14 protein-coding genes are annotated in these 17,602 nt (G+C 63.4%); 10 read left to right on the top strand and 4 right to left on the bottom strand.

Going from position 1 to position 17,602, the window contains the following annotated elements; genetic code table 11:
• Positions 1-98: 98 nt before the first annotated feature.
• The 10 genes from ACIOJF_RS13370 to ACIOJF_RS13325 all read left to right on the top strand — a co-directional run bounded on the left by ACIOJF_RS13370 (position 99) and on the right by ACIOJF_RS13325 (position 13,524).
• Positions 99-962, top strand: coding sequence for an ABC transporter substrate-binding protein (locus ACIOJF_RS13370; protein ID WP_286134247.1), 864 nt, complete (start codon positions 99-101; stop codon positions 960-962).
• 12 nt (positions 963-974) lie between these two features.
• On the top strand, positions 975-3,116 hold the full coding sequence (locus ACIOJF_RS13365; protein WP_402741726.1) for an iron ABC transporter permease: 2,142 nt from the start codon (positions 975-977) through the stop codon (positions 3,114-3,116).
• A 165-nt stretch (positions 3,117-3,281) separates the two neighbouring features.
• A complete protein-coding gene (locus ACIOJF_RS13360) occupies positions 3,282-4,268 on the top strand; it encodes a peptidase C39 family protein (protein ID WP_332595360.1) in 987 nt (328 codons plus the stop codon).
• 1,178 nt (positions 4,269-5,446) lie between these two features.
• On the top strand, positions 5,447-6,223 hold the full coding sequence (locus ACIOJF_RS13355) for a DeoR/GlpR family DNA-binding transcription regulator (protein WP_105662630.1): 777 nt from the start codon (positions 5,447-5,449) through the stop codon (positions 6,221-6,223).
• Positions 6,220-7,200, top strand: a complete 981-nt coding sequence (locus tag ACIOJF_RS13350; RefSeq protein ID WP_402697482.1) for a 1-phosphofructokinase family hexose kinase — start codon at positions 6,220-6,222, stop codon at positions 7,198-7,200. The genes ACIOJF_RS13355 and ACIOJF_RS13350 overlap by 4 nt, the downstream gene beginning before the upstream one ends.
• Positions 7,197-9,215 (top strand): fructose-specific PTS transporter subunit EIIC, encoded by a 2,019-nt coding sequence (locus ACIOJF_RS13345; RefSeq protein WP_402473720.1) that lies wholly within the window; start codon positions 7,197-7,199, stop codon positions 9,213-9,215. Before ACIOJF_RS13350 ends, ACIOJF_RS13345 begins: the two co-directional genes overlap by 4 nt.
• Positions 9,212-10,894, top strand: coding sequence for a phosphoenolpyruvate--protein phosphotransferase (gene ptsP / locus ACIOJF_RS13340; protein ID WP_105662633.1), 1,683 nt, complete (start codon positions 9,212-9,214; stop codon positions 10,892-10,894). Before ACIOJF_RS13345 ends, ptsP begins: the two co-directional genes overlap by 4 nt.
• Positions 10,895-10,946: 52 nt before the next feature.
• Positions 10,947-11,225, top strand: a complete 279-nt coding sequence (locus ACIOJF_RS13335) for an HPr family phosphocarrier protein (protein WP_105657931.1) — start codon at positions 10,947-10,949, stop codon at positions 11,223-11,225.
• Between the two features lie 129 nt (positions 11,226-11,354).
• The gene (locus ACIOJF_RS13330) at positions 11,355-12,659 is read left to right on the top strand and encodes an MFS transporter (protein WP_402741725.1); all 1,305 of its coding nucleotides are present in this window, start codon (positions 11,355-11,357) and stop codon (positions 12,657-12,659) included.
• Positions 12,660-12,762: 103 nt separating this feature from the next.
• Positions 12,763-13,524 carry a polysaccharide deacetylase family protein gene (locus tag ACIOJF_RS13325; protein WP_402741724.1) on the top strand — a complete coding sequence of 254 codons (762 nt, stop codon included), beginning with the start codon at positions 12,763-12,765 and terminating at the stop codon, positions 13,522-13,524.
• 19 nt (positions 13,525-13,543) lie between these two features.
• Here the strand turns inward: ACIOJF_RS13325 and ACIOJF_RS13320 are convergent, their stop codons facing one another.
• From ACIOJF_RS13320 to ACIOJF_RS13305, 4 genes are all read right to left on the bottom strand, one after another.
• Entirely contained in the window at positions 13,544-13,975 is a 432-nt protein-coding gene (locus ACIOJF_RS13320) for an SRPBCC family protein (RefSeq protein ID WP_038991977.1), read from the bottom strand.
• Positions 13,976-14,117: 142 nt separating this feature from the next.
• Positions 14,118-14,492, bottom strand: a complete 375-nt coding sequence (locus ACIOJF_RS13315) for a hypothetical protein (protein ID WP_105657927.1) — start codon at positions 14,490-14,492, stop codon at positions 14,118-14,120.
• A 132-nt stretch (positions 14,493-14,624) separates the two neighbouring features.
• Positions 14,625-16,253 carry a hypothetical protein gene (locus ACIOJF_RS13310; protein ID WP_402741723.1) on the bottom strand — a complete coding sequence of 543 codons (1,629 nt, stop codon included), beginning with the start codon at positions 16,251-16,253 and terminating at the stop codon, positions 14,625-14,627.
• Between the two features lie 23 nt (positions 16,254-16,276).
• Positions 16,277-17,560, bottom strand: coding sequence for an AAA family ATPase (locus ACIOJF_RS13305; RefSeq protein ID WP_105657925.1), 1,284 nt, complete (start codon positions 17,558-17,560; stop codon positions 16,277-16,279).
• Positions 17,561-17,602 lie beyond the last annotated feature (42 nt).

Raw genomic sequence — 17,602 nt, 5'->3', positions numbered from 1 at the left:
GGAGCCCCGCTGCCGCATCCGCAAGTTGCGCGAATGACACCACCGCCACTAGCACAGATCCGGTATCTATGACCGATGATCTGGGTCGCACACTTGAATTGGATAAACCAGCCGAGCGCGTGGTGGTGCTCGAATGGCAGGAAATTGAAGATGTACTGACCTTGTGCGTCACTCCGGTGGGCGTCGCTTCCCCAGATGGATATAGCACCTACGTCACTGCAGAGGAGCTGCCTGAGGGTGTCGCTTCGGTGGGTGAACGTGGCGAGCCAGATCTGGATTCGATCTACGCGCTGGACCCCGACTTAATCATCGTGGACGCTTTTAGTGAAGAAGACCCCGTGCTGTCGCAGCTTGATAAGGGCGACGTTCCCGTATTGGCGGTCAAGGGCAACGATTCTGCGGATCCCATCGGCAACATGAAAAATGTCTTCTCACAGGTCGCCGAAGCCACCGGCCGCACCGAGCGTGCTGCCTTAGTGCTCAACGAATTCGACGCCCACTTGGCGCAGAAAAAACAGGAAGTCTCCGAGGTGAAGTTGGAAACCACCGACTTCCTCTTCTTCGACGGTTGGGTTGACGGCTCCAACCTGACGATTCGCCCATACACTGATGGGGCTCTGTTCACAGAGCTTGGCAAGGAACTGGGCCTGAGCCCAGCTTGGAACGATGACATCAACAAGTCCTTCGGATCCGGCGGCGTGAACAAAGAATACGGGCTGGCCCAGACGGACATAGAAGGCCTAGCGGGCGTTGGCGACGTCAACCTGTTCTACTCCAACGACGCAGGCACCGGGTGGACCACCGAGCTGGAATCCAGCGAGATCTGGAACAACTTGACCGCAGTCAAGGAAGGCCGGACCTTCCAGTTCCCAAACATCTGGGGTGCCGGCGGGCCGAAATCCACCAGTCAAGCGGTAGATGCCTTCACCGATGCACTGACCTCCGCCTCGGAAGCCAAGTAGCGTACAACTGAAATGAAAACCGCTGAAAAATCAGCAGAGCGACACATCGTGGACAGCGGGGTCGGCATCCAAATGACCGGCCTTGGTTATTCCCCCGCGCCGGTCACCGGTACCCGTCTCGCCACTGGCCTAGGTCTGCTAGCCGCCTTAGCGGCAGCGGTACTGCTGGTGGGTGCTTGGCACCTCACCCAGGGGACCTCTGGTATTGGTTTGGGTGAACTGCTACGCGCACTCACCGGAGATGACACCCGTATCGGAGGGGTGGGAGCCGCCGAGATCTTCACCGGCTCCCGGCTACCGCGCCTCTGTGCGGGTGCCGCCGTTGGTCTGGCTTTGGGGGTAGCAGGTTCACTGCTCCAATCCGTCACCCGCAACCCGCTGGCCTCGCCGGACACATTGGCTGTCACCTCAGGTGCATTCTTCGCGTTGAGCGTGGCTGCTGCCTTGGGAATAAGCATGTCCACGCTGGCTTCCAGCACTCTCGCATTCGCTGGCGGGCTGCTCGCCGCCGGGATCGTATTGGCTATCTCTGGGCGCAGCGCGGGAACCGCCACCACCCGGTTGATCCTCGCTGGCTCAGCCATCGCCATGGCGTTGGAAGCAGGCAGCGGAATCATCTTGCTGCTGTTCAAGGAAAATACGACTGGACTGTATGCCTGGGGTTCAGGGTCGCTGGCCCAACTAAATCTCGATGCATTCTTGCGCAGTCTGCCAGTGATCTTGGTGGTGCTGGCCATCTGCCTCTTGCTCTCTCGCCGACTGGATGTCCTGTCCTTGGGTGATGAAAACGCTGCGGTGCTCGGCATCCCGGTGCGCTCAACCCGCGCTCTGGCCGTCCTGTGTGCTGTTCTGCTCACCGGCGTTTCCGTTTCGCTGTCCGGCCCGATTGCTTTTGTAGGGCTTGGCGCCCCCGTGCTCGCCCGACTGCTGTCGCGCCGCCTGGTAGTGTTGCGCCGTCAACTGTTCTTGCTCCCCGCCACCGGCCTGATTGGTGCGCTACTGATCCTGCTGGCCGATGTTTCGCTTCGTGCCTCGCTCGGTGCGCAAGGTGCGGCTTCCATTCCTACTGGAGTTCCCACCGCGATCCTGGGCGGCGTGCTGATCATCATCTTGGCAATGCGACTGCCCGAAGCTTCCAGCTCTCGCAACCCGTTACAGGTAGCAAGCAAATTGCGTAGCAACCGCCGATTCATTCTCACCATGACGCTGGGATTCAGTTTGCTGTTGGGAGCGGTGATTCTAGGCCTTTTGGCCGGGAGCATGTTACTCAAGCTGGGAGATCTCGCCTTGTGGTTCCAGGATGATGCGCCCAAGCTCATTGCCCGCGCCTTCTCCGAACGTGCACCACGGACCAGCGCGGCGCTGGGTGCCGGAGCCGCCTTGGGACTGGCTGGTTGTTTGGTGCAGGGCGCCGTGCGCAACCCATTGGCCGAGCCCGGAATCCTGGGTATTACCGCGGGGGCAGGGCTGGGCGCGGGTGTAGTGGTCACCGCCTTTGGCGGTTCCCGCTCGCTACTGGTGATTTTTGCGGTGATTGCCGGGCTCGCGACCTTCGCTGCCATCACCGCCCTAGCCTGGCGTCGAGGATTCTCCCCTGAACGTTTTGTGCTAATCGGCATCGGTGCAGGCTACACGCTCTCTGCGGTCACCACCTACCTGCTGCTGAGCATTAATTCGTGGGAAACTCCGCGCATCTACACCTGGCTGTCTGGCTCAACTTATGGACGTCAGTTCGCAGACGTGTTACCTGTTCTGACGGTGTTGGCATTAGCTCTTCCGGTCGTACTGCTCATGGGACGCAAACTGGACCTGCTAGCCATCGACGAAGACCTGCCCCGGGTGCTGGGCGTCAAGACCATTCGCATCCGATTAGTCTCATTGTCCATTGCCGCGCTGCTTGCGGCACTCAGCGTCGTGGCCGTAGGTGTGGTTGGCTTCGTCGGACTCATCGCCCCGCATCTGGCGCGGTCGTTGGTGGGTTCCCGCCATCACCGGGCGATCCCGGTGTCCATGGTTTTCGGAGCCTTGCTAGTTTGCCTGGCCGATACCTTGGGCCGTACCGCAATCGCGCCGGCACAGATTCCCGCCGGTCTGATCGTGTCGTTGCTCGGCTCCCCGTACTTCATTTGGCTTTTGTACCGATCACGCGGCTAGGTGTTAAGCGAGGATCCTAACCGACTCCGCCTCCACCCCACCTAATAGTAAGGAATCATGGCGAAACGCTCTGCCCGGCAAACGAGAATCCAGGCCTTTGACCCCGAGCAGCACCCGGCGCAACTACGGCATCTGGGTTCCATATCAGGTCCGTGGGAAAGTCTCATGGCAACGGTCAACGCTCGGCTGCTCACGATACAGTCATCAGATGCCACCATACTCGGTGCCGCATTGCTTACCGCCCGTTCGGCGACTGCATACGTGAAGATCTCTGGGGTTCTTGCCCGCGACACAGCTGCATATGAAGAGCTCGTCCGTGCGGTGCTGGACTATGCCAGGGAAAAAGATCTGGCCTGCGTGAAATGGGAAAGCTGGTCGGGAGAACCGTGGCTAGCAGACCTGGCTGAACAAATGGGTTTCCAGTCGTTGCCTGCTCCACGCTTCACCACAGATGCTTCGGTATCGATTCCAAAATTCGGCTATGTGCACTGGTCACATCCAGCCCGATATCTGCGTACCTCGCACTACCAGCAAAGCGAGAACTTCACCTGCGCGGCGGTTTCCGCGCTGGCCGCGCACGGGGAAACGATGAGCATTGCAACGATGGATCGCCTACGTACCGCCGAGTTGTTACTGTGGCGTCAAGCGACTAATTTCATGGCTTGCGAACCCGTGGGGCTCGGGCTGGCCATCGCTGAGCGCTGGCCAGCAAGCTCAGTTCAGGTGTCTTTGGATACCGATAAGCCAGTAATCGTCGACTATTATCCCGAGGTTGAACGTGGTTGGCGGGGCATCTTGCAGGCTGACTCGCGCCGCCGTGCAGAAGCTACCGGGTTGCCGGTGACCTCTATGCGTATGGAAATCTCACAGATTCACAAAGTATTAAGTCAGGGTGCCCGCGTCTTGTTGCTGGTGTCATTGCAGCAGATGCTCGGCTACGATGTTCCGCACTGGCTACTCTGCCATGGAACGGCTGGTTCCACGGAACGTCCCGTCATTCTCATCGAGGACTCTTGGGTCGATGTTAGTAGCGGGGAGAGCTGGGTGGATGCTACCTGCCTACCGATAGCTTTCCAGCAACTAGAAGCAATGTCTTGTCTCGAGTCAGATGGCTATCGAGCTGCGCTAATTCTGACTGAGAGTGCTCAGTAATCACCAATCAAGTTCGTCAATGACAAAAGAATTCGACACCCATCCAGAGACATATTGCAACTCCATGGTTGCGAGAAGTCTCGCCGGGCACCGCTCCCCAGCCGAGAATCCTTGAGAACTCACTAGTCCTAGAATCTCCCAACTATGTGTCGCACTAATATCGTTGGATCATGCGGGCCCTATTAGTCGCGAGAGGCTTTTCAAGGACTCCATAACCAGTCTCTTCGGATCCCCTCGCGGATCAATCAAGGCTAAGGCCGCCGATCGCCAAGTCCAGGGCTTCCTCGTCATTCGATTCCGCTGCGATGACCACTGGATTCATCACGAGCTATTCGGTGCTCTGGTAGGCCGGCCCGAATTCGATACAGCCCTCGACGCGATACTTCCCCGATGCTACTCCGGTGATCATGTACTTGGTTTGGGAGGAACGCTCGAACTAGATAACAATCGAACTCTCCGACGAAGTTCGCGAATACAACCTCGAGCTGCGGGCCTCTGGCTTCGACGGCAGTGACGCCGATCCGAGATTGCCGGTGGGCCCCATGGTTTTTCACCGTCATGGTAAATTCGACCCCAATGCAACTAGGAAGCCTGCAAGAACGCAATAACGAATCCATCGCCAAATGCCAATCCAACGGAAAGACTTTAACAGACGCCCACTAGTGCAAATATCAGAGCTGACCTCAGATCGCCCCCATGCTGTTCCGGTCGAAGTTATACCTTGGCAGAGTAACATCCGAGGAGAAAAGGAATGCACAAAGGGCTGTTGCATTTCAGCCAACTCGACCGAACGCATTCAAGCGCGGAGAGTGGCATGGCTTGATCCAGGCACGTCGTCCTGACGCAACTCATTCGCCCAGCAACCTATGATTCCTGTCGAATTCATGAACTGCCCGCCCTGGTTCCTGGCCGTACAGACGTCTTGCTCATTAGCTGGGTTTCCAGTCAACTGAGGCCGCACAGATGGCGATTTCAGGAGGACAGAATCAAGTCGCACGCTGCTTGGGTTGCGCGTATCCCCCACCGTTGATTCTGCATAACCCCTGGCAAACCCACTCAAAACCAACTAAAGCCAAATATTCCCCGGATTTTCACTTGACGATGCCACACAATCGGGCATAAAGTCATGGAAACACAGATCAATGTGTTGCAGGTCATGAGGAATTGCGGAGGCAAGAATGTTCGCCGAAGAACGACACCGGCTGATCGTTGAGCAGCTGGAAGCTGACGGGAAAGTAACCGTCGCCCAGCTCGCGCAGCGCTTCGATATCACCCGGGAAACCGTGCGGCGGGATCTGGCCCAGCTGGAATCCGAGAACTACCTGCGCCGCGTCCACGGCGGAGCGGTCACCATCACCGAAGCCAGCACCCGCGAGGAAAGCTACGTGGTGCGCACCGCCATCCATTCCGAGTCCAAGGCCCGCATCGCCCAGCGCGCCCTGAGCCTGCTGCCGGTCTCCGATGCCTCGGTCATCATCGACGCGGGAACCACCACGGAAATCCTGGCCGAACGCATGCTCAAGAGCACCGCGGGCACCGGACTGGTGGTTATCACCCACGCCCTGCCCATTGCCTCGGTGCTGGTCCACAGCCCGGATGTCGCCTTGGAGCTGATCGGCGGGCGGGTCCGCGGCATCACCGGCGCCTCCAGCGGAGCCCGCACCGTGCAGGAGTATTCCCAGTACCGGGCCGACATCGCCTTCATCGGCACCAACGGGCTGCATGCAGGATTCGGCCTGAGCACCCCGGACCCGCTGGAAGCTGCCGTCAAGCGCGCCCTGGTCGCCAGTGCCCGCCGCGTGGTGCTGCTGGCCGACGGATCCAAATTCGACCAGGAAACCCTGGTCTGCTTCGCCCGGCTCGAAGACATCGACACCCTGGTCACCGACCAGCAACCCGGCACTGAACTTGCCGCTGCGCTGGAAGCGGCGGATGTCGAGGTGGTGATCGCATGATTATCACGCTGACCGTCAACCCGGCGCTGGACAAGACCATCGAGCTAGGCGCGCCACTGGCCCCCGGCGCCGTGCAGCGCGCGGCTTCCAGCCACGTCCAGGCGGCAGGCAAGGGAGTGAACGTCTCGCGCGCCATTGCCGCGGCCGGTGTTCCCACCCTGGCAGTGCTGCCCGGAGCCGGCACCGACCCGCTGATTACCGCGCTGTCCCGCGACCAGCTGGCGCACCGGAACCTGCCGATCACCGAAGCGCTGCGCACCAACACCACCCTGACCGATCCCGATGGCACCACCACCAAGATCAATGAGCCAGGCCCTACCCTGGACGCGCAGCAGCTGGCCGATCTCGGCGACCTGGTCGCCGAGGCCGCCGCCGGCGCCAGCTGGATGGTGATGGCCGGTTCGCTGCCGCCGGGAGTTCCTGCCAGCTTCTATGCGCAGCTGACCGCAAAGCTGAGGGCGGCCCTGGGCGGGAAGTGCCCGAAGATCGCCGTGGACACCTCCGGCGCACCGCTTCTGGAGCTCTTCGCCCACAGCCAGCAGCACATCCCGGATCTGGTCAAGCCCAATGCCGAGGAGTTGGCGCAGCTGGCGGGCGGCTACGGCGAGGCGGCACTGGAAGGCTCCCGCGAGCTGGCCACCGGCTGCGCGCAGCAGCTGCTGGACCGAGGCGTCGGCGCGGTACTGGCCACCCTCGGGGCGCAGGGCGCACTGCTGGTCACCAAGGCCGGTGTCTGGCACGGATCGCACACCCCGATCACCCCGCGCAGCACCGTGGGGGCTGGCGATTCCTCGCTGGCCGGCTACCTGCTGGCCGATGCTGCAGGGGCCAGCGCCCCTGAACGGCTGCGCAATGCCGTCGCCTACGGGGCCGCCGCCACGCAGCTGCCCGGCTCCACCATCCCGACCCAATCCGATCTCACCGTTGGCGCCGTCACCGTCCACGAACTTACTTCAACGCAAGGAACCGAGTCATGAGTGAACTAATCACTGCAGAGCTCGTGCTGCTCGATGCCGACCTGGGCAACAGCACGAGCGAGGTCATCGAGAAGCTGGCCCTGCTGGTGGCCAACCAGGGGCGCGCCACCGACGCCGCCGCCCTGGCCGCCGATGCCAAGGCCCGCGAAGCCAAGACCGCTACCGGGGTGCCCGGAGGCATCGCCATCCCGCACTGCCGTTCGGCTGCGGTGACCGAGCCGACCCTGGCCATGGCCCGCCTGGAACCGACGGTGGACTTCGGCGCCAAGGACGGCGAAGCCGACCTGGTGTTCTTCATTGCCGCCCCCGATGGCGCCGACCAGGCCCACCTCAAGCTGCTCTCCAAGCTCGCCCGCGCCCTGGTGAAGAAGTCCTTCACCGCCTCCCTGCGGGCAGCAGCCAGTGAAGCCGAGATCGTGGAACTGGTGCGCGCGGTGGTTTCCGATGCTCCGGCCGCGGCTCCTGCCTCCCTTGCTCCGGCCGCCCCCAAGAAGAAGTCGATCGTCGCGGTCACCGCCTGCCCCACCGGCATCGCCCACACCTACATGGCCGCCGATTCGCTGGCCCAGACCGCCGAGGAAATGGGTGTCGGCTTCGCGGTGGAAACCCAGGGTTCCTCGGGTTCCACCCCGCTGGACCCGGCGGTCATCGAAGCCGCCGACGCCGTGATTTTCGCGGTAGACGTCGATGTGCGCGACCGCGGCCGCTTCGCCGGCAAGCCGGTGATCCAGGTTCCGGTCAAGCGCGGCATCGACGAGCCGAAGAAGCTGATCAATGACGCCATCGCCGCCTCCGAAGATCCCAAGGCGCGCCGCGTTCCCGCCGGTGCCGCCGCATCCGGCGAGGAATCCGGCGGCAGCGAATCCTTCGGCGCAGGCCTGAAGCGCGCGCTGCTCACCGGCGTCTCCTACATGATCCCGTTCGTCGCCGGCGGCGGCTTGCTCATCGCGCTGGGCTTCCTGCTCGGCGGGTACTCGATCAGCAACGTGGCCGATGGCGTGCTGGGTTCCAGCACCCTGTTCAACTTGCCAGGTGCCGAGATCATGGCGCAGCTCGATACCCCGTTCGGTCCGCTGGGCGCCTATCTGGGCGCCGTCGCGTTCAAGATCGGTTCCCTGTCCATGTCCTTCCTGATTCCGGCGCTGGCAGGCTACATCGCCTATGCCTACGCCGACCGTCCGGGCATCGCCCCGGGCTTCACCGCGGGTGCCGTGGCAGGCTTCATGGGTGCCGGATTCATTGGCGGCATCATTGGCGGACTCATCGCTGGCCTGGCCTGCCGCTGGATCAATTCCTGGACCGTGCCACGCTGGCTGCGCGGGCTGATGCCAGTGGTCATCGTGCCGTTGCTCGGTTCCATCATCGCTTCGGGCCTGATGTTCCTGTTCCTTGGCGGGCCGATTGCCCAGCTCACCGAAGCCCTCAACGGCTGGCTGGCGGGCATGTCCGGCACCGCGGCGGCGATCCTCGGCCTGGTCCTGGGCCTGATGATGGCCATCGATTTGGGCGGGCCGATCAACAAGGTCGCTTATTCCTTCGCGGTAGCCGGCTTGGGCGCCGGTTCGGTGGCCGAGAACCCGGCCCCGCTGATGATCATGGCAGCCGTGATGGCTGCCGGCATGGTTCCGCCGCTGGCGATGGCCCTGGCCACCGCGGTGTCCCCGAAGCTGTTCACCGGGGCGGAACGCGAAAACGGCAAGGCGGCCTGGCTGCTGGGTGCCGCGTTCATCTCCGAAGGCGCCATCCCCTTCGCCGCGGCCGACCCGCTGCGCGTCATCCCGGCCTCCATGGTGGGTGCCGGGGTCACCGGCTCGCTGATCATGAGCTTCGATGTGCTCTCCCAGGCACCGCACGGCGGCATCTTCGTCTTCTTCGCGATGGACAGCACCTGGCCGATGTTCCTGGTGGCCACCGTGATCGGCACGCTGGTTTCCGCGGCGCTGGTGATCATCCTGAAGAAATATGTCCGCAAGGCCCCCGCACGGGCCGCTGAAGAGGCAAAGGCCGCAGCATGAGCCAGAAATTCACCGGAGTAGGCGTCAGCGCCGGACGGGTCATCGGATCCGTGCGCCGCATGCCCGACCCCATCCTCCCGCCCGCCGACGGCGCGCCCCTGCCAGCAGGTTCCAGCGCGGAAGCCGAATCCCTGCGCCTGGCCGAGGCCACGCAGGCGGTCGCCGCGCAGCTCAAGGAACGCGCGGCGCAGGCCACCGGCGATGCCCAAGCCGTGCTCAAGGCCACCGCGCTGATGGCCAGCGACCGCACGCTGCTCAAGTCGGCCACCAGGCTGGTGGCATCGGGCACCTGCGCCGAATCGGCCATCTGGGAGGCCGCCGACGCGGTCGCCACGCAGCTGTCGGCGCTCGGCGGCTACATGGCCGAACGCGCCGGGGATGTGCTCGATGTGCGCTCGCGCATCGTCGCCGAGCTGCGCGGCGTACCCGCCCCGGGCATCCCGGACTCGGACCAGCCCTTCATCCTCGCCGCGGTGGACCTGGCTCCGGCCGATACCGCGACGCTGGATCCGGCCAAGGTCCTGGCGCTGGTCACCTCCGATGGCGGGCCGCAATCGCATACCGCCATCATCGCGCGCTCGCTGGGCCTTCCGGCCATCGTGGCCGCTGCCGGCACCACAGCGCTGGCCGACGGGGACCATGTCTTCGTGGACGGCATCGACGGGCTGGTCATCACCGGTCCCGGCGAGGCCGAAGAGCACCTGGCCGCCACCTACGCCAACCGCGAGGCGCTGCCGGAGTTCTCCGGCACCGGGCAGCTGCGCGACGGGCACCGCGTGCCGCTATTGTCCAATGTCGGCAGCGGCGACGACGCGCAGCTGGCCGCCGCGGCGGGCGCCGAGGGCGTGGGCCTGCTGCGTACCGAGTTCTGCTTCCTGGGCAAGGACAAGGAGCCCTCCCATGACGAGCAGGTGGCAGCCTACGGTGCGGTCTTCGCCGCCTTCCCCGGCCGCAAGGTCGTGGTGCGCACCTTGGATGCGGGAGCGGACAAGCCGCTGCCCTTCCTGACCGATGCCAGCGAGCCGAATCCGGCCCTCGGCGTGCGCGGCTACCGCACCGACCTGTCCAGCCCGGGCGTGCTCGAACGCCAGCTGCAGGCCATCGCGCAAGCCGCCGGCGAGCACCAGGCCGAAATCTGGGTGATGGCGCCGATGATTTCCACTGCGTCCGAAGCGCAGGAATTCGCGCAGCTGGCCAAGGCCGCTGGCCTGGCCACCGCCGGGACCATGATCGAGGTCCCTTCGGCGGCGGTGCTGGCAGGCCAGATCCTGCAGCGCTGCGATTTCGTCTCCATCGGCACCAACGACTTGACCCAGTACACCATGGCCGCGGACCGCCAGCTCGGTGCCCTGGCCGAGCTCAACGACCCCTGGCAGCCGGCAGTGCTGCACCTGGTGGCCGCCACCGCCGCCGGTGCGCAGGCGGCCGGCGGCAAACCCGTCGGGGTGTGCGGCGAAGCGGCTGCCGACCCGGCGCTGGCCGTGGTGCTGGTGGGCCTGGGCGTGGACACCCTGTCCATGAACAAGCGGGCGTTGGCACCGGTTGCCGCGGTGCTGCGCACCGTAGACCTGCCCACTGCGCAGCGCCTGTCCCAGCTGGCCTTGGACGCCGAGTCGGCCGAGGCGGCACGCACTGCCGTGCGCGCGCAGCTGGGCGAGCTGGACCGATTCGGCCTCTAGGCCCCCCGAATTTACCGCAATCAACCGTTCAATAGATCCCGAAGGAGCCATCATGGCAGAACGTACAGCAATCATCGGCAGCCGCGTCGGCCTGCACGCCCGCCCGGCAGCCATCTTCGCCGAGGCCGCGGCCGAGGCGCCGGTCGAGGTCACCATCGCCCTTCAGGGCGAGCCCGTGGACGAGGCGCTGGACGCGTCCAGCATCCTCTCGCTGATGGGCCTGGGCGCGGAATACGGAACCACCGTAGTGCTGCGCGCCGAAGGCGAAGGAGCCGAAGCTGCCCTGGAGCAGTTGGCGGCCATCCTGGAAACCGACCACGACGCCGAGTAGCACGAAGCCGAGCTCCGGGGACCACGCGCCATCGCGTGGTCCCCGGAGTTCTTTAATTCCCATCCACTGATTGACAAAGCCCAATCAGTGGATGGATGATAGTTCCTACGCACTACCGCAGGAGCTTCCATGAGCGCGCTCAAAACCTCTGCACTGCGCCTCATCAAGCCGTTCGCCTACCGCGACTACGCCCTGCTGGCCAGCGCACTTGTCCTCTCCACCTTCGCCACCGGCATGTGGGCCGTGGCAATGGTCTACCAGGTGCGCCAGCTGGGCGGCGGGCCCATCCAGCTTTCTGCCGTGGCCACCGCCAGTGCCGCCGGGCTGCTCTGCTTCGTGCTGCTCGGCGGGATCATGGCGGACCGCCATTCCTGCCGGCGGATCGTGATGCTGGTCGAGGCGCTGTCGCTGGCAGTCATGGGCATCACCGCGGTGCTGGCCATGGCCGGTGCCCTGGAGCTGTGGCACCTGATGCTCGCCGGCTTCTGCGGCGGGGCCGGGTCGGCCTTCTTCTACCCCGCCTACTCCGCACTGCTGCCCAAGATGCTGCCCGCCGAGCAGCTGCTGGCCGCCAACGGATTGGAAGGGACAGCCCGGCCGGTGGTGCACACCGCCCTGGGCCCGATGGCCGCCGGATTCGTGGTGGCGGGACTCTCGCCGGCGCACGCCATCGTCGGCATCTGCGTAATCCACCTCGCGGCGCTGCTGATGCTGCGCCGGATCCCCAACCGCCAGGCGTACAACGCGCCAGGCCCCGTTGACGGCCAGGGACAGCCCGGGATGTTCCGGCAGCTGCGCGAAGGCATCGGCTATACGGTGCGCACCCGCTGGCTGCTGTGGACGCTGCTGTTCTCGGTCATTTCGGTGTTCACCTTCATCGGGCCCTTCGAGGTGCTGCTGCCCTTCATCGTCAGCGGCAACCTGCACGGGGACGCGAAACTGTTCAGCTTCGCACTGGCCTTCTTCGGCCTCGGTTCGGCGATCGGCTCGCTGCTGGTCGCGTCCGCGAAATTCCCGCGGCGCTACTTGAGCTTGATGACCGCCTGCTGGTGCCTGGGCACCTTGCCCCTGGCCCTGGTGGGCTACGTCGATGCCGCGTGGATGCTCTTCGCGATCCTGCTGGCCTTCGGCATCACCGACGCCGTGGGCATGGTCATCTGGGGCACCTTGCTCCAGCGCCGGGTTCCCGGACACCTGCTCGGGCGGATCTCCAGCCTGGATTTCTTCGTTTCGCTGGCGCTGATGCCGCTGTCCATGGCGGCGGCGGGACCTTTGACCCAGGTGCTCAGCTTGCAGGCGATATTCGTCATTGCCGGCCTCGCCTCGCCGCTGTTCGGAATCATCGCATGGTGGGCCGGGAAATTTGCCCGCGACGAAATAGCGCATCCGCTCTCGGACCCCGTTCCGGCGGAGCTGGACGGCGAGCGCAGTTGACCGGTTGCGACCAGCTGGCGCTGGGCCGGCACTGATCAAACTCCCAGCAGATTTTCGCGTGTAGTTCCCGGGCACGGACCGGGCATGACGGGAAGGTGGAAGGATGACTTCTCGATTGCCCGACATGGCGCACCTGGCCCTGTTGGCGCTGTTGGCGCTGGGCCCGGCATTCCTGGTTTCCTGTTCCCCTGCACCAGCGCCTGCTCCCGATGCGCAACCCACGGGCTCCGCGGCAAGCGAGCAGGTGGATTGCGCCGTGGCTCGATGCGTGGCGCTGACCTTCGATGACGGACCTGGCCAGTACACCGGGCGGCTGCTCGACGAACTGAAGGCCGCGGATGCGCCAGCCACCTTCTTCATGGTCGGGAAGAACATTGCCAAATACCCCGACGCGGTCAAGCGCATGGCCGCCGAAGGCCACCAGCTGGGCAGCCATACCTGGGACCATGCGGATCTCACGACGCTGACCAGAGAACAGATCCAGCATGAGCTGGGATGGACCAGCGAAGCGGTAGAAAAGGCCTCCGGCCACGAGCCCACCGTCTTCCGCCCGCCCTATGGGAATCACGGTGCCGTCTATGACCGGCTGGTGCCCTACCCGTTGGTGCTGTGGGATGTTGACACCCTGGATTGGAAGCACCACGATCCGGAGAAAACGGTGCGCATCGCCATGGACGAAGTCCATCCGGGCTCCATCATCTTGATGCATGACATCCATGAGAGCTCAGTCAAGGCACTGCCGGATCTCGTGGAGAAGCTGAAGGCCGAGGGCTACACCCCGGTCACCGTGGACCAGCTATTCAATGGCCAGCTGGAGAATTCGACGGCCTATGCTTCGGCTCCTGCTCCCGGCGCGACGAAATAGTCTTGCGCCGCGCAGGTGCTCAGGGGGCCTGCTCTGCGTACAGCCGCAGCTGGTCCAGCTTGTCACCTTCGCTTTCGCGGATATTTGCCGCCAGCTCCTCGCACTGCTCCACCGTCAGATCCGGGTTGATGATTGCCACCTGCAGCACTACCTCGGTATGCCCCGCGTCGTCCTTCAGGTCGTAGCGGTAGGAGAGCCCATCGGGATTCTCCGAGGTGTGCAGGATCAGCAAGCGGTTCTCGATCAGGTCATGGACGCGATACACGCGTTCATGCCCTGCAACGCGGTAAACCAGATTGGTACCGACCTTGAGTTCAGGGTCGTCTGAATGCATGGAGCCGATCCCATGGATCCACAAGGGTGTTGCTGCCCAATCGGTAAGCAGCTCCCAGACACGGTGCACCGGCAGGTGAATGACCACGGTGCTCTCGAAAACGCTGAACTGGCTCATATCCGCATAGTGCCACCCTGGGCGGCCAAATGGAATAGCTTCATGGCTGTTGGCATGCAATCCGGTTTCCGGCCGCCCGCAGCAAAGGCCGGCACCCAGCGCGCGTACGCTGCTGGGTGCCGGCCCCTGGGCGGCAGAAGGCTTACCAGTCTTCTTCGTCGTCGCCATCCGCCTCGGAGATACCGAGTTCCGGCTCATTCTCGAGGTCGAAGTTGTACCAGGCCTCGGTGAAGTCAACCATCGCATCCAACGCGTCCTGCGCGTCGGAATCCAGGGCTTCCAGCGCCTCTGGGCTGTTGAGCACTGCGGTCACCGCGAGGAATGGGTGATTATCGAAGTAATCGGTGGGGGTGGCCTCCCCATTGAACGTCAAGTTCTCGCTCTGCGCGAAGAGGTCGACGTACTGAGCCACTGCCTCGGGCAGACGGCTCAGATTAATGCCAGTCAGGGACTCATTGTAGATTTCAGCAGTTGCGTCAGCCCACTGCTCAATGAGCTCTTCGCTCATCTGTGCCATCAGATTATCCACCTCGTGGTTGGGGTTCTAGTGCTCACGGGAATCGGTAGCAATTCATCTTATTTCTTCAGCGGGCGCGTGCCAAGACAGAAAGGCCCACGGCGTTGTGATCTTTTCCGCGTAGGTTCCTGCTCACTGGTTCGGGACGCCGAGGGACGGAATATCGGGCATGTCCGGCAGCGAAGGGATCGAGTATTCACGGGGCTGGGAATCCGGAGTTTCCACATCCTTGAGCTGATTCAGCAAGTCTTCGTCGAGGACGCTATCCTGGCTTGGATGACGGGGCTCCGGTGGCGAATCCAGCGAACCCTCCACTCCCGATATGAGCAGCCCCAGCGAAGCAGCTGCGGCAAGCAGTCCGGCGAACAGATGCACTCCGATGAAATACAGGCCGCCGATATTGCCGCGCAGCATGGCCCAGTTCCGGTTTTTGGCCGAGGAGCTGACAGCCAGCCCGTAGGCGAAGGCATTTTCCTTGAACCCCAGGCGGACTTGGGCTGCCAGCAAGGAGACTCCGGGTACCAGCAGTCCGGCGGCCACCGATCCGGCTGGCACGGCAGCGATCCTGCTTTCATTGGCCAAGCAAATCCCTAAGAGCACTAGCTGGATGAGCGCCAGGCACGCCCGCTTCCAGAAGCCAGCCGCGTGCAAGCCGCTGCACCGGATGAGGTACCGGCGTTGCTCGTGGCGGTCGGAGCCCTTTCTTGGCGGGCCAGCATTTTCTTGCAGGATCCACAGTGCTCCTAGCTGGCTTGCCAGCACACCGAGCAGCATCACGATGATGCCAGCCACCGGCAGGAAACAGCCCAGGACCGCTCCGCTCGTGCTCAGGAGCCAACCAATCCGGTAGGAGCGAATAGCTCGGGGCAGTTTGGGGAAGCGCGCATCAATGTCCTTGGCGTAGCCGGCGGGCAACGACCTGGCCGCCTTGCTGTACGCCTTCTTGTTCCACCATCCAAAGAGCCCGGCCACGATGGCAATGGCGGCAATCGCCAGCAGTGCCCCGGTTCCACCAGCCCGCTGCCCCAGGGCGGCGGCAACTGCCAGCACCGGAGTGAAAAGCCAGAACCGATTAGCGTAGGCAGTTTGCTTCGCAACGAAGGTTTCCGCGTAGTCCTGATGCAAGCCTTCGTTCATCGGATCCATGGATATCAATCCACGCAGCACATCGCCTTGTTCCCCGACGATTTTTTCGCCATTGCCGATACTTCCGGCCGCCCGCAACAGCCCCTGGTGATTGGGGTCGATCTGCAGCCCGGATTGGAGGAATCCGAGAGCCGCCAGGTTGTCATCCTGGGCTTCGGCAGCAATTGCCGCGCCCTGGTAGTAATCGGGGTTCCCCGGCTCCAGCCGAATCGCGTGCTCGATGGCTTGGCGGGCCAGCACCCTGTCATCGTTGCTCCGAATATCGCTGAGCGTGATCATGCTCAGCCAGTAGTGCCCGTTGCCGTATTCCGGTTCCGTTTCGATTACCTGCCGGATCGCCAGCAGCGCCTCCTCCCGTCGATGCTGGCGCATCAGGGCGATGGCCAGGCACTCCCCGGCCACCGGGTTGGCAGGATCCAGATTCAGCCCGGCTCTGGCAGCGGACTCCGCTTCGGCCCACTGCTTGAGGCTCAAATGGCATGACGAATAGAGGATCCAGAAGGCAGGGACCTGATGGTGCTCGTTGAGGTTATCCTTCAGCAAGGCAATCGCTTCGGTTTCCCGTCCGATCGCCAGGTGGTGGGTGATCCGGTGATGCAGTCGCTCGAATTCCATGCGGTGTACTCCCCCGGTGCTTTCTAGAGCATGTTCTGCGAAACCAGATACTCGGATAAATCATCGTAGCGGCCATGCTGGTTGCTGAAGCGCACCACATTTCGCGCGGATTCCAGCCACGGCAAAGTCGACGCCTTGATTTCCGCCAGGGCAGTTCTGATATGGCCCATGTCCAAGGGGAGAACCTCGTTGCGCTCGATGGATTGCATCATTGCCTTCTCGGCGGCAGTGGTGCACACGTGCTCCAGGTCCGCGCCCGAGAATCCGTCGGTCTGTGCCGCAATCCATTCCAGGTCGATTCCGGCAATCGGGCGGTTCTTCAGGTGGTACCGCAAGATGGACTCACGTGCCGGCGCGTCCGGCGGAGTCACCAGCAGGGTCCGGTCCAACCGGCCTGGACGCAGCAGTGCTTCGTCCAGATCCCATGGGTGGTTGGTAGCCCCCAGAACGTAAAGGCCATCGTTGTTTCCCGCAAGCGAATCCATCTCGATCAGCAGCTGATTGACCATCTGGCGCATCCACGCGCCCGATCCAGTCAGCGAACCGCGGCGGATGCCGATGGCATCAATCTCATCGATGAAGAGAACCGTTGGAGCATTCTTGCGGGCCTGGTCGAAAATCGCCTTGAGCCGCTTTTCCGTTTCACCGATGTAGGAATCAACCACATCGGTAATGGTGACAGACATGAAATTGGCTTTCAGCTCACCGGCCACCGCGCGAGCCAGGAAAGTCTTGCCGCATCCCGGTGGCCCATACAGCAGCAGCCCGCCGCGCAATGATTTGCCAAAGGCCTTGGCAATTGCGGCGTTGCGCATCGGTGCCAGGAAGGATTCGTGCAGGCGGTCCTTGACCGCCTGCAAGCCACCCACATCATCCAGGGTGACACCCTTTCCGGCCGGGTTCTCGATGGGAGCTTCCGGGGCATCGGACCCCGCATCTGAGCGCAGTGGGACCCGTCCTTCAATAAAGGGCGCCGGCAGCGAACTGCCGAGTTCCTTGGAACCCGCTTCCCAGTCGTAGCCTGGTGGCGTATCGTTCTGCTGGTTTCCAGCCGGCGCGGCATCCGCTGCGGGTTCGACGGGCGCCTGCGGGGCCATCGCTGCGGCCATCGACGCGCTGATCGTTCCAAGCCTTCCCAGCGCGGACGCGTTCCCCGGATCCTGCTGCAGCACGATGCTGACATGGGACAGCGCTTCGGCGGATCGACCGGCACCATCGAGCTGTTCAGCCAGGTGCAATCGCAGGGCATGGTCGTCCGGCGCTGCTTCTACGGCCCGGAGAAGGCTAGCAATAAGGGCATCGTTCATTCTAGGGCCGCTCCACGGTTGAAGGTCTCGGTCTGTTGCCTC

This window comes from Glutamicibacter sp. NPDC087831, assembly GCF_044742845.1.
In the GTDB taxonomy this organism is placed as follows: Bacteria; Actinomycetota; Actinomycetes; order Actinomycetales; family Micrococcaceae; genus Glutamicibacter.
This window is presented reverse-complemented; position numbering and strand designations above follow the sequence as displayed.